This window comes from Manganibacter manganicus, from assembly GCF_002075885.1.
Classification (GTDB): Bacteria; Pseudomonadota; Alphaproteobacteria; order Rhizobiales; family Rhizobiaceae; genus Mesorhizobium; species Mesorhizobium manganicum.
Genome location: NZ_MDET01000001.1, coordinates 42029 through 55042, shown reverse-complemented (window position 1 = coordinate 55042; position 13014 = coordinate 42029). Strand labels below are relative to the sequence as shown.

The window sequence follows — 13014 nt, the reverse complement described above, 5'->3', positions numbered from 1 at the left end:
TTTCGATTTTAAGGCTTGGGAGAGCCGGGTTTCTGCGGGCGCTGATGGCGTTCAATGAAGGCGCAACCGGCAGCGACGGAGCGCGGATCGGCGTCCGTCATGAATTCGGCCACGATGTCGGAAAGCTTCTCCGTAGCGAGAGCCGCGCGATAGGCCTTTTCAGCGCGCAGCATCGCGGCATTGATGCCGCACGGCTTGGCATAGGCGGACGCCGGCAGTTTCACCGGCCCGCGCCGACGGATTTCACCGCAGCGGAAGGCCGGCTGCGGCCCTTCCACCGCCTGCACGATGTCGAGTAGCGAAATGCGCTCGGCCGCTCGCGCCAGCCTGTAGCCGCCGGCAGGACCCGGCACAGATTCCAGCACGCCGGCCGCCGTCAAGGCATTGAGATGCTTGGCCAGATAGCTGGATGACAGGCCGAACTGTTCGGCAAGCGCCGAACCCGGCATGGTTGCTCCACCTTCGACACCTGCCAGCGTCGCGGCGCAATGGATCGCCGCTTCCACGCCTTCGCTGAGCTTCATTTTCTTGCTTCCCTAATCATGGACTAAATATATCGTAGATAATTTTTATCATCAATAGGTCGATTGAAAAAAAGAGCCTCTCCTGACACATCCTGAATTCAGGATGTCAGATGCCGTTCAGGGAAAAGTCGGATAGGTGGCACTGCTGCCAAGCCTCAAGCATAGGCGGAACCACTCCCCAAGAGCGGCCCCGCCTGGCCTGGGAGGAACTATTCCGCAGCCACTTTGGCCATCGGATTGTTCGGGTGCGTCGTCCAGTTTGCGTAGATCGGCGATACCGGCTTGCCGGTCCGCTCGTCCATTTCGCCTGCCGCCAGCGGCACCATGGTGATGCAGCCTTCCACCGGGCAGACATTGACGCACAGATTGCAGCCGACGCACTCGTCGTCCATAACCTCGAAATGGCGGACACCGTCCACCATCGCTGTAATCGCCTGGTGCGAGGTATCCTCGCAAACGATGTGGCAACGGCCGCACTTGATGCAGGCGTCCTGGTCGATATGCGCCTTGGCGATGTAGTTGAGGTTGAGGTACTGCCAGTCGGTGACGTTGGGCGTGGCCCGGCCGATAATATCGTCCAGCGAGCGATGGCCCTTCTCGTCCATCCAGTTCGACAGGCCCGAAATCATCTCCTGCACGACCTTGAAGCCGTAGGTCATCGCCGCAGTGCACACCTGCACGTTGCCGGCGCCGAGCGCCAGGAATTCGGCAGCGTCCCGCCAGGTGGTGACGCCGCCGATGCCGGAGATCGGCAGGCCGCGCGTTTCCGCGTCGCGGGCGATCTCGGCCACCATGTTGAGTGCGATCGGCTTCACCGCCGGACCGCAATAGCCGCCATGGCTGCCCTTGCCGTCAATCGACGGCTCCGGCGAGAAACTGTCCAGATTGACCGAGGTGATGGAGGAGATGGTGTTGATGAGCGACACCGCGTCGGCCCCGCCCTTCTTGGCCGCGCGCGCCGGATAGCGGATGTCGGTGATGTTGGGCGTCAGCTTCACGATGACGGGCATGCGCGTGTACTGCTTGCACCAGCGCGCCACCATCTCGATATATTCCGGCACCTGGCCGACGGCAGCACCCATGCCGCGCTCGCTCATGCCATGCGGGCAACCGAAATTCAGTTCGATGCCGTCCGCTCCGGTTTCCTCGACCAGCGGCAGGATCGCCTTCCAGCTTGCCTCTTCGCAGGGCACCATGATCGAGGCGACCAGCGCCCGGTCGGGCCACTCCATCTTGACCTGCTTCATCTCGCGCAGATTGGTTTGCAAATCGCGGTCGGTGATCAGTTCGATGTTGTTCAAGCCCAGCAGGCGACGATCCGCGCCCCAGATCGCGCCATAGCGCGGGCCGTTGACGTTGACGACCGGCGGGCCTTCCTCGCCCAGCGTCTTCCACACCACGCCGCCCCAGCCGGCCTTGAAGGCGCGGATGACATTATAAGCCTTGTCGGTCGGCGGCGCGGAGGCCAGCCAGAACGGATTGGGCGACTTGATGCCGACGAAATTGTTTCGAATGTCTGCCATGCTCATGCCCTCCCGTTCGCGGTGAGTGCCTTGTGAATGCTTTCGGCCGCGTCCCTGCCCTGCGCCACGGACGTGACCGTGAGGTCTTCACCGGCACGCACGCAATCGCCACCGGCCCATACTTTCGCCAGCGAGGTGCGGCCCTCGGCGTCGACCTTGATGCGCCCGCCCTCCAATTCCAGTGCAGCACCGCTGCCGTTAAGAGAAGCCGGCACAAAGCTCTGGCCGATGGCCTTGAACACCTGGTCGGCGGCCAGCGTGACTGTCTCGCCGGTGCCGGCAAGTTTGTCGCCATCGAGCGCCGTATATTCCAGTTCAATGCCGCTGACCTTTCCGTCCTCCGAGATCACGCGCTTCGGCTGCAGCCAGTGGCGGATGGTGACGCCGTTCGAGGCGGCGAGGTCCTGCTCGAATTCCGAGGCGTTCATGTGCTCCTGTCCACGGCGGTAGCAGATCGTGACTTCATCTGCGCCGAGTAGTTTCGATTGCATCGCAGCATCAATGGCCGTCATGCCGCCGCCAATGACGACGACACGCCGGCCGATGGGAAGGGCCGCCAAATCCCGGGCCTGCCGAAGGACGGAAATGAATTCGACCGCATTGACGACACCATTCGCATCCTCGCCCTCGGCGCTCAACGCGTTGATGCCGCCAAGCCCCATGCCGAGAAACACGGCATCATAGTCCTTGACGATATCCGAAAGCTGAAAGTCGCGGCCGAGCATCTTGCCGTTTTGAATGTCGATGCCGCCAATAGCCGTCACATAATCCACTTCGGCCTGCGCGAAATCGTCGGTGCTCTTGTAGGCAGCGATACCGTATTCATTGAGGCCGCCGGATTTTTCTTTCGCCTCCAGCACGGTCACGTCATGGCCGTAGCGGGCCAAGCGGTGCGCCGCCGCCAACCCCGCCGGGCCGGCGCCGACAACGGCAATCTTCCTTCCGGACGGGGCGGCGCGTTCGTAAAACTGCTTGCCCTCTTCCATCGCGATATCGGTGGAATAGCGCTGAAGCCGGCCGATCTGCACCGGCTTGCCCTCGGCGGCCTCGCGCACGCAGGCTTCTTCGCACAGCGTCTCGGTCGGGCAGACACGAGCGCACATGCCGCCAAGAATGTTCTGGTCGAAAATGGTCTTGGCCGAGCCGATCGGGTTGCCCGTGGCGATCTGCCGGATGAACAGCGGAATATCGATGGATGTCGGGCAAGCCTTCATGCACGGCGCATCGTAGCAGAAATAGCACCGATCCGCCTCGACCAGTGCCTCGTGAGCATCGAGCGGCGGGTGCAAATCGGAGAAATTCTCCGCATAGACTTCAGGTGACAGCCGGCCGCCGGCAATCCCTTGCTTGAAATGACCAGTCGCCATTCCCGTATTCCCCATTGTTATGTTTTGCCGAAAGGCTAGCACGTTTTATTTTTTTATCAATCGGTCAAATTTTTCCAAGCCACTGTTTTAGCGAGATAAATATGATCTTTTAACTCATGTTTGTTTGCCATAGCTGTGGCATATTTTGCGCTCACTGTCGGAACTTCTCAGCCTGCTTCGTCCTAAGTGCGCCTGCACCGCTTTCGCGGCAGCGGCACAAACACAAGGAGAATTTCATGGCCAAGTCTCCCACCTCTTTCTTCTGGTATGAGTTGATGACAACCGACATTGACGCGGCGAGTGACTTCTATGCCGCCGTTGTTGGCTGGAAGCCGCAGGATTTCGCCGGCTCGCCGGGCATGCCGCGTTATATCGTCGTGAATGCCGGCGAGCGTGGCGTCGGCGGTATCATGGGAATGCTGGAACAGGCCGGTCCGGCCACGCCGCCAGCCTGGACGGGTTATATCAAGGCGCAGGACACCGACGCCGCCACGAAAGCCGTCAAGGATGCCGGTGGCGAGATCTGCTGGGGACCGGACGACATTCCCGGCGTCGGCCGCTTCTCGGTCGTCGCCGACCCGCAAGGCGCGGTGTTCAAGCTCCTCCACCCGGACGGTCCAGAGCAGCCCGAGGTACCACACGGAACGCCCGGCCATATCGGCTGGCATGAGCTTTATACAACCGACTGGCGCAAAGCCCTCGCCTTCTATTCCAGCCAGTTCGGCTGGACCAAGAATCGTGAGTTCGACATGGGCGAGATGGGCACCTACGCCATCTTTGCCGCGGGCGCGGACGCGATCGGCGGCATGATGAACAAGCCCGAGCAGATCCCCGTGCCGTGCTGGCAGTTCTATTTCAACGTGACTGCCATCGACGACGCCGCCAAACGCGTGACCGACAAGGGCGGCAAGGTGCTGATGGGACCGATGGAGGTGCCCGGTGGAAGCTGGATCGTCCAGTGCCAGGACCCGCAAGGCGCGCATTTCGCGTTAACCGCACCGAAGCGGTAGGACTTTTCATGTTCATGGGGCGCGGCCTGGTTCGCGCCTCATGGAACCGGCAAATCACTTCCCGGCCAAGTCCGTCTGGGCGAAATCGTTGCCCTTGTATAGCAGTGCCTGCCCCGTTCGCTTTGCCAACGCATAGGACAAGCAATCTCCGAAATTCAGTTTCGCGGGGTGGCCAGACCCTTTGCCATAACGGGAATAGGCACGAACCACATCGTCGTAAACGTCAGCCGCAACCGGGAGAATTCTGACACCCGCTTTATCAAGAAAAGCAGCAACCAGTTGGCCCGCAAGCGGATAATCCTCGATACTTCTGCCCACAGACAACGCAGCCTCAACCGCATTGATCACTGACGTTACCGGGTTATCGTCCGCGTTCAGCCGAACGAGCAATTCCTTCGCTTCCGGTTCCTCCAGCAAAATGCCTACGACTGCAGAAGTCTCGACATGCATCAGTTATCCTCCCCCCACATTTCGTCCATAAAAGCCTTGTCATTCCCGATTCCGGGCTGCCTTCTTGCCCTGATCTGCTCCCACAGAGGCTCTATGCGCTGCGCCAATGCCTCGACGCTTTGGGCTTCATGTCCCATCGCCTCCTGAACCGCGACTTTGATGGCAGCGGTGATGCCAATCCCGCGACGTCGAGCAAATTCCCGCACGAGCCAATCCGCTTCTTCGTCTTGTACGTGTATAGCCATTCTTGTTCACAACCACAAGTACGTTGTACATAAATTATTCTACCTTGTAGATATCGAGAACACAAGATGAACATTATGGAATAGGACGCCACGTTCAGCAGACCAACCACCGCCTCTGCTTGATCTCGCCATACTGGTTAAGCGCGGCTGCAATACTCCCTTTATGATTTCAGCCTATTGCTCGGCGCATGTTTGCGTACAAGTTTAGTCGAGTTTTAGCGATTTCCGCGGTGCTGGCGCTTTCGGCCTGCGCCACCGCGCCGCGCCACATCAACGATGTGTGCGCCGTGTTCGACCAGCGTGACGGCTGGTTCAACGACTGGCGTTCCGGTGCCGAACGGGCCGAGCAAAAATACGGCATTCCGGTTCCGGTTCTGATGGCGACCGTGCGAAAGGAATCCGGCTTCAAGGCCAATGCCAAGCCGCCACGCACCAAACTGTTCGGCTTCATCCCATGGAAGCGCCCCTCAAGCGCCACCGGCTTTTCTCAGGCACTGGACGGCACATGGGCGCAATACAAGCGCGAGACAGGCAACTGGTCGGCGCGCCGCACCAATTTCGCCGACGCCGTGGATTTCGTCGGCTGGTATCATTCCAAGACGGCCGAGAAATACGGCGTTGCCCGGAATGACACCTACAACCTCTATCTGGCTTATTATTCCGGCTGGAGCGGCTATGGACGCGGTAACTGGAAGAACAATGCCAGCCTGCGCCGTTATGCCCGCGAGACCGACGACATGGCCAAAAGATATGCCGCGCAGATGCGGCAGTGCAGCGGCTGAGGCTTTCGCCTCAGCCTCGCCGTTTTGACGCGCGAGCTATCGCGGCTTCTTTCCGAACACCCGTACATATTCCGCCTCGCCGCCCTTGGCGAGCGCCTTGGCCTGCTTGACCCAGTCGTCACGCTCGACACGGCCATGGAAATTGAGATGGTCATCCACCCATTCGCGCTCCGCCTTCTTCCAGGAAGCGATCTGCGCATAGGTGTAGATACCGAGCCCGTTCAGGATACCCTCAATCTTTGGCCCAACGCCGGCGATCAGCTTGAGGTCGTCGGGCTTGCGCGGCTTGCGCATGGACACCGGCTGGTTGCTTTTCGCCACTGACGACTTGCCGGCAGGTTTCGTTTTTGCCGGCACCGCCTGGCGTCCGCTTCCGGCGCGTAACGGACGGATCGGCGCCCCCGCAGCCCTTCGCGGCGCGGGCTTTCCAGCCCTCTGCCCGCCGCGATCGTCTTTCACCTCATCGCGATGCGCCACATCGGCAGCCGCGTCCTGGCCGGAGGCGGCGTCCGCGCGATCGGCAGCCACACTGCCGCGCTTGCCGCGCGGTCGCTTTGGCGGGGCCCCGGCAAAGCCGGGGTCGCCTTCAGCACTGTACCGCTCGCCATGGCGCGGTACATCTTCCGGCTCGCCTTCAAGCGCGGCGTGCTGACTGTCGAAGCTGATCACCGGCTCCATCTTCGCCAGTTCGTCATCGGACAGCCAGCACAGGCTCATGTGACCGCCGCCAAGGTCCTTTTGCGGCGGCACCGTCGTCTCGCACAGATTGTCCGGCACCAGATGCTTGTAGGGGCAGCGTGTCTGGAACGGACAGCCGCTGGGCGGGTTCATGGCGGACGGAATATCACCATCCAGCACCACCCGCTTCTTGACGACTGAGGTATCGGCGATCGGTATCGCCGAGAGCAGCGCCTCCGTATAGGGGTGGTAGGGCGGCGCGAAAATCTGGTCGGTCGTGCCCTGCTCGACGATATAGCCGAGATACATGACCACGACGCGGTCGGCAATGTAACGCACCACCGAAAGATCGTGGCTGATGAACAGCAGCGTCGTCTTGTTTTCGCGCTGGATATCCATCAGCAATTCAGTCACGGCCGCCTGCACCGAAACGTCGAGCGCCGAAACCGGCTCGTCGGCCACCACCACCTTGGCATTGCCGGCAAATGCCCGCGCCACGCCGATACGCTGCTTCTGGCCGCCCGATAGCTGGCGCGGCCTGCGGCTTTCGAACGCGCGTGGCAGTTTCACGAGGTCGAGAAGTTCCAGCATGCGCTTGCGGCGATCGGCCGGATTGGCACCGACCTTGAACTTCTCCAGCGTGCGGATGATCTGCGAGCCGACCGAATGGCTGGGATTGAGCGTATCGAACGGGTTCTGGAACACCATCTGGATCGATGACACCGTCTCGACACCGCGATTTTCGATGGCCTTGTCCTGGATTTCGGTATTGCCGAGCTTGACCGTTCCGGCACTCGCCGTCTCCAGGCCGAGCAGCACCTTGGCGAGCGTCGATTTCCCGCAGCCGGATTCACCGACGATGGCGACGGTCTCACTCTCGCGCGCCTCGAAGCTGATCGACTCATTGGCCTTGACTACGCGATCTTCAGCCGAGCCGAACACCTCGCTGCCGCCGACCTTGTAGTACTTCTTCAACTGGTCGATCTTGAGCATCGGTGCGCCGGCCTTGACTGGCTCGCTCTTTGTCTCCGCGCCCGGCGGCAATGCCTCCCAATCGATCTCGTTGAAGCGCACGCAACGCGAAAAATGGCCCTCATGGCCCTTGACCGGGATCATCGGGATTTCAGCGGCGTTGCACACGCCCTCGACGAAATGGTGGCAGCGCGGCCCGAAATTGCAGCCCTTGGGACGCTCATGGGGCAGCGGCAACTGCCCCGGAATGGCGATCAGCGGCCGGGCGTTCTTGTCAGCGCCGGGCAACGGGATCGAGCGGAACAGGCCTTGCGTATAGGGATGGCGCATACGGTCGAAGACATCCTTGATTTTGCCCGTCTCCACCGCCTCACCGGAATACATCACGGTGATCCGGTCACACGTATCCAGGATCAGGCCCAGATTGTGCGACACGAAGATCATCGACGTGCCGAACTGCTCGCCGAGCCCCCTCACCAGATCGACAATGCCGGCCTCCACCGTCACGTCGAGCGCGGTGGTCGGCTCGTCGAGCAACAGCAGGGACGGCTTGGACAGAAGCGCCATGGCAATGACGATGCGCTGCTGCTGGCCGCCGGAAAGCTGGTGCGGAAAGGAGCGCATCATGCGCTCCGGGTCCGGCAGTTTCACCGCCTCCACCATTTCAAGCGCCCGCTTGTAGGCCTCTTCCTTCGACACCTTGTCGTGGATCAGCGGCACTTCCATCAACTGCTTGCCGATCTTCATTGCCGGATTGAGGCTCGCCATCGGCTCCTGATAGATCATGGCGATCTTGTTGCCGCGGATGGAGCGAAGCTCCGCCTCCGACATGTCGCCCATATCCTTGCCGCGGAACTTGATCCGCCCGCCGACGATCTTTCCGATATTGGAAAGATCGCGCATGATGCCGAGCGATACGGTGGACTTGCCACAGCCGGATTCGCCGACAATGCCCATGGCTTCGCCGGGCATGACCTTGCAGGAGAAGTCCATCACCGCCGGAATTTCGCCCTTGCGGGTGAAGAACGAGATGGACAGGTTATCGATCTCGATGATCGGTTCGGCGTCTGCGGTGTTCGTGGCTTTGACAGCTTCGTTCATGTTTGACTCCTTGGCCCGGTGACGCCCGCATGCGCGGGCGCCATCCCGGTTTTGGATCAGTCCTTCATCGATTCCTCGCGCAACGCGTCGGCCAGTAGGTTAAGGCCCAGCACGAACGACATCAGCGCAATCGCCGGCGGTAAGGCCGGATGGACATAGGCGCGCAGCAATTGGCTTCCATCCTTGATGGTCGTGCCCCAATCCGGACTTTCCGGTGGCATGCCGAGACCGAAGAAGCCCAGCGTGCCGAGCAGGATGGTGGTGTAGCCGATCCGCAGGCAGGCATCGACGATCAGCGGTCCCCGCGCATTGGGCAGCACCTCCCAGACCATGATGTACCAGGGATTCTCACCGCGCGTCTGCGCCGCCGCCACATAGTCGCGTGTCTTGATGTCCATCACCAGCCCGCGCACGATGCGGAAAACACCAGGCGAGGAAGCGAACACCACGGCAACGAAAATGTTGAGCGTGCTTGCGGTCACCTGGATCTGCCCGAACGGATCGTCGAAGAAGACGAATGTCGAGTAGAGCCAATAGGTGACGGCCAGAACGACCAGAAGCTGGATCGCCAGAAGCAGCGGCCGCCCCGCATAGCGGGTGCCGAAGGCCATGCACGCCAGAATGACAGGAAAGGCGAAGAACACGCCCGCCGTTTGCCGCGGCAATCCTGTCTCTACGATCTCCGGCGAAACCAGCAGGTAAAACAGCAGGATCACCGGGAAGGCCAGCACCAGATTGGCAAGGAAGGACAGCGTCGAATCCGTCTTCTTGCCGAAATAGCCGGCCGGAAGGCCAAGCGTGATGCCGACGGTCAGTGCAACCAGTGTCGCCAGCGGCGCAATCAGGAGCACGATGCGGCTGCCGTCGATCACCCGGCTGAACACATCGCGCGCCAGCTTGTCGCCACCAAGCAGGAACGGAAGCCCGCTTTGCGGCTCGATCGCGCCCGGCAGCGCATTACGCATGACGGCGATCTGGTCCAGCGGGTCGAACGGCGAAACATAGCTGGAAAAGACCGCAGCGAAGAACCAGAAGCTCAGCAGCGCAATACCGGAGATGCCGACGCCGCTGTCATAAAGCTGGCCGTACAGGCCGAGCCGCTTGCGGTAACGGAAGCTCAACCCCATCAGCACGGCCATCGCGACCCATACGGGCCACAGCCGGTAGAAGAGGATATGAATCACCACCTGGGTGGGAGAAAGGAAATCGAGTTGCATCGCCTGTCCCCCTATTGCACGCGGATGCGCGGATTGAGAAACGCATAGCCCACGTCGGATATGAGTTGCGTGATGAGAACGATGAACACCGAAACCAGCGAACAGCCGAGCAGAAGGTCGATGTCATTGTTCCCTGCCGCCTCGACCAGCGTGTAGCCGAAACCCTGGTAGCGGAACATGATCTCCACCACCACGACGCCGGTCAGCAGCCACGGGAACTGAAGCATGATGACCGTGAAGGGCGCGATCAGCGCATTGCGCAAGGCATGCTTCAACACCACGGCCCTGAACCGCAAACCCTTGAGCCGCGCCGTGCGGATATATTGGGCCGTCATCACCTCGACCATCGAGGCACGTGTCATGCGCGCGATATAGCCCATGCCGTAAATCGCCAGCGTCATCACCGGCAGGGTGAAATTGACGAAAGTTATGCCTCTGGACGTGGCGCTTGCCGCCGAGCCGTTAAACCAGCCGAGCCATGTCGCGAAGATGACGGTGAAGATGACGCCGGAAACATATTCCGGCGTGGCCGTACTGCCGATAGCCACGACCGAAAGCGTTCGGTCTGTCTTCGAGCCCTCCCGCATACCGGCAAGCACACCGATAATGAGCGCGCCCGGTATCATGACCATCATCACCCAGAACATCAGGATTCCAGTCGCCTCAAGCGCTGGAAACAGCTTCTTGCCGACCGTCGTGCGGAATTTTGTCGAACAGCCAAAGTCACCCTGCAAGACACCCGAAAGCCTCGGCGTAACCGTGTCACCGCAATAGGAAAAACGCGGGATCGCCTTGCCCTGTGCGTCAACGGCGGGCTGCTTCGGCCATAAACCCATCCATTCCGCGTAGCGCAGCAGGAATGGATCGCGATAGCCGTAGCGCTGGAGCCAACTGTCGATCTGCTCCTGCGTGGCGCGGCTGTTGGTCTGCGTCAGCGCCAGTTTCTTGAGATTGGGTTCCAGATTGACGAGATAAAAAACCACGAACGTCAGGCAGATCATGGTGAGTAACATGACGCCCAGACGTCTGGCTATGAAAGATAGCACCTGTGCCCCTCCTCAAGCCTTGATTGGCTTTGTGTAGTTCTCCCCTTAGAGCGCCGTGCGTTGCGATGAACACGACGACGCTCCAACAGTGTGATGGAGCATCGGAACAATCCGAAAACCGGCAACCACTTTTCGGTCCGATGCTCTGGAGCGCCTTGCGTTGCAGTGAACACAATGACGCTCCAACAGTGTGATGGAGGAGAAACGGGGCCGCTCCCCCTCCGCCTGTTCGCAATATCCGCCGTCAGGCGTCCGGATCGAGCCACGTCTTTTCGTAGTTGATCTCGAAGGTCGGATGCATCGGGTTGTTCTTCACCTGCGTCGCGGAATGGTTGACGATCGTCAGCCAGAACGGCTGCACGATGACCCCCGAATCCTGAAGGATCTGTTCGACATCCTTCATCACTTCCTTGCGCTTTTCCGGGTCGGCGATGGCCAGCGCCTCGCCAAGTTTCTTGTCGAATTCCGGGTTGGAATAGGCCGTTTCGTTCCAGGCCGAACCGGTGGTGTAACCAAGCGAGAGAACCTGCACGCCGAGCGGGCGCATGTTCCAGTTGGTGGTGGAATAGGGATATTTTGTCCAGTCGTTCCAGAACGTCGAGCCCGGCAGGATTGTGCGCTTGACCTTGAAGCCGGCGTCACGAAGCTGACCGGCAACGGCGTCGCCGGTGTTCTTGTGCCAATCCTCATCCACCGAGATCAGCTCATGCTCGAAATCCATCTGGCCGGCTTCCGTCATCAGCTTCTTGGCGCCTTCGGCGTCCTTCTTCTTCTTCGGCAACGGGTAGTATTCCGGATGGATTGGCGCGACATGGTGGTTTTCCGCCACCGTGCCCAGGCTGTTGTAGCCGAGTTGCAGGACGATCGCGTTATCGACTGCCATCTGCAAGGCGTTGCGCACCTTCTGGTCGTCATAAGGCTTGTGCAGCACATTGGTGCGCACCGTGATCGTCGTCGCCGTCTTGCTCTCCGATTTGGTCAGTCCCATGCCGTCCAGGATAGCCACGAAATCGGCCATCGTCTGGTAGTCGGTGTCGATCTCACCGGCATCGAAAGCATTGACATAGGCATTGAAGTCGGTGCCGTAATCGATGAATTCCACGCCGTCGAGATGGGCCTCGCCGCCCCACCATTTGCCGTTCTCACGGCGTTTGGCTACGACCTTGGAGCCGACATCGTAGGACACCAGTTCAAAGGCACCGGTGCCGACTGGATTCTTGACGATGTCGGATCCGTTTTTCTCGTAGTCGCGGTGCAGGACCAGACCCGGATAGTCGGCGAAATTGGGAATGATGGAGATGTCGGAAGCAGGCAGCTTGAGCTTGATCGTATAGTCGTCCACCTTTGTAATGGCACCATCGCGTGCCTTGCCGGTCTTTTCATCGACCATGCCGCCCATGCGGGCCGCCATCGAGTTGCCTTCCGCCTTGCTGTCGGCCCAACGCACCAGGTTGAACATCACGTCGTCGGCGTTGAAGTCGTCGCCATTGTTCCACTTGACGTTCTTGCGCACATGCAACGTGTATTCGGTGGCATCATCATTGACCTCCCAGCTTTCCAGAAGCATCGGCTCGAAGGTGTATTGCGGCGTATATTTGACCAGGGGTTCAAGGAAAGTGCGCGTCGCGTTGGCCAGTTCCGACCAGTCATAGGTGCGCGGATCCTTCTGCGCCTTGACCGACATGGCGCAGCGGATGACGCCGCCCTTCTTGGGCGTTTCTTCCGCCGCTAGCGCCGGCGTCGGGTCGGCCAGTCCGATCATGCCATAAGCCATTGCCGTGGAGGCGCCCATGACGCTTGCCATGGCCAGGAACTCGCGGCGATCCATATTGCCTGCCTTCGTGCTCTCGGCCAGCTTCTCGATCACCGACGGAACACGGTCGCCGTTACTCTTGTAAAATGTCATCAATAGCTCCCATTACTTGGCTTTTCGCCTCTTAGCATCCACATCCGAACCGCGATGTCAAAAACGGTTCCAACGATCATGCAGAGGGAATGTGCAACTTTGCGGAACGAGCGGTTTTCGCGAAAACGACAATCATGGCGCAAATTTGCTAGTGCGCAAGGGATTTCCGTCAAATTCGGGGGCAATTAAACTG

The 13014-nt window shown here is 60.2% G+C and carries 11 protein-coding genes; 2 read left to right on the top strand and 9 right to left on the bottom strand.

From position 1 onward, the window contains the following. Positions 1–8: 8 nt before the first annotated feature. From BFN67_RS00220 to BFN67_RS00210, 3 genes are all read right to left on the bottom strand, one after another. A complete protein-coding gene (locus BFN67_RS00220; RefSeq protein ID WP_080917582.1) occupies positions 9–524 on the bottom strand; it encodes an RrF2 family transcriptional regulator in 516 nt (171 codons plus the stop codon). A gap of 209 nt (positions 525–733) precedes the next feature. Continuing rightward, positions 734–2047, bottom strand: a complete 1314-nt coding sequence (gene preA, locus BFN67_RS00215) for an NAD-dependent dihydropyrimidine dehydrogenase subunit PreA (protein WP_080917581.1) — start codon at positions 2045–2047, stop codon at positions 734–736. A 2-nt stretch (positions 2048–2049) separates the two neighbouring features. Beyond that, positions 2050–3414 carry an NAD(P)-dependent oxidoreductase gene (locus BFN67_RS00210; RefSeq protein WP_080917580.1) on the bottom strand — a complete coding sequence of 455 codons (1365 nt, stop codon included), beginning with the start codon at positions 3412–3414 and terminating at the stop codon, positions 2050–2052. A gap of 236 nt (positions 3415–3650) precedes the next feature. Here BFN67_RS00210 and BFN67_RS00205 point away from each other — a divergent pair, with 236 nt between their 5' ends. Beyond that, positions 3651–4424 carry a VOC family protein gene (locus tag BFN67_RS00205; protein WP_080917579.1) on the top strand — a complete coding sequence of 258 codons (774 nt, stop codon included), beginning with the start codon at positions 3651–3653 and terminating at the stop codon, positions 4422–4424. A gap of 54 nt (positions 4425–4478) precedes the next feature. Here BFN67_RS00205 and BFN67_RS00200 read toward each other — a convergent pair whose 3' ends face one another. Both BFN67_RS00200 and BFN67_RS00195 read right to left on the bottom strand, forming a co-directional pair. After that, a complete protein-coding gene (locus BFN67_RS00200; protein WP_080917578.1) occupies positions 4479–4874 on the bottom strand; it encodes a type II toxin-antitoxin system VapC family toxin in 396 nt (131 codons plus the stop codon). Next, positions 4874–5119 carry a type II toxin-antitoxin system VapB family antitoxin gene (locus tag BFN67_RS00195; RefSeq protein ID WP_080917577.1) on the bottom strand — a complete coding sequence of 82 codons (246 nt, stop codon included), beginning with the start codon at positions 5117–5119 and terminating at the stop codon, positions 4874–4876. The genes BFN67_RS00200 and BFN67_RS00195 overlap by 1 nt, the downstream gene beginning before the upstream one ends. A 188-nt stretch (positions 5120–5307) precedes the next feature. Here BFN67_RS00195 and BFN67_RS00190 point away from each other — a divergent pair, with 188 nt between their 5' ends. After that, a complete protein-coding gene (locus tag BFN67_RS00190) occupies positions 5308–5901 on the top strand; it encodes a transglycosylase SLT domain-containing protein (RefSeq protein ID WP_080917576.1) in 594 nt (197 codons plus the stop codon). A 36-nt stretch (positions 5902–5937) separates the two neighbouring features. Here BFN67_RS00190 and BFN67_RS00185 read toward each other — a convergent pair whose 3' ends face one another. The 4 genes from BFN67_RS00185 to BFN67_RS00170 all read right to left on the bottom strand — a co-directional run bounded on the left by BFN67_RS00185 (position 5938) and on the right by BFN67_RS00170 (position 12821). After that, on the bottom strand, positions 5938–8652 hold the full coding sequence (locus BFN67_RS00185) for a dipeptide ABC transporter ATP-binding protein (RefSeq protein ID WP_080917575.1): 2715 nt from the start codon (positions 8650–8652) through the stop codon (positions 5938–5940). 56 nt (positions 8653–8708) lie between these two features. Continuing rightward, positions 8709–9869: an ABC transporter permease gene (locus BFN67_RS00180; RefSeq protein WP_080917574.1), complete on the bottom strand. Its 1161-nt coding sequence runs from the start codon at positions 9867–9869 to the stop codon at positions 8709–8711. Positions 9870–9880: 11 nt separating this feature from the next. Next, positions 9881–10915 carry an ABC transporter permease gene (locus BFN67_RS00175; protein ID WP_139788960.1) on the bottom strand — a complete coding sequence of 345 codons (1035 nt, stop codon included), beginning with the start codon at positions 10913–10915 and terminating at the stop codon, positions 9881–9883. A gap of 244 nt (positions 10916–11159) precedes the next feature. Beyond that, positions 11160–12821: an ABC transporter substrate-binding protein gene (locus BFN67_RS00170; RefSeq protein WP_080917572.1), complete on the bottom strand. Its 1662-nt coding sequence runs from the start codon at positions 12819–12821 to the stop codon at positions 11160–11162. Between the last annotated feature and the right edge of the window lie 193 nt (positions 12822–13014).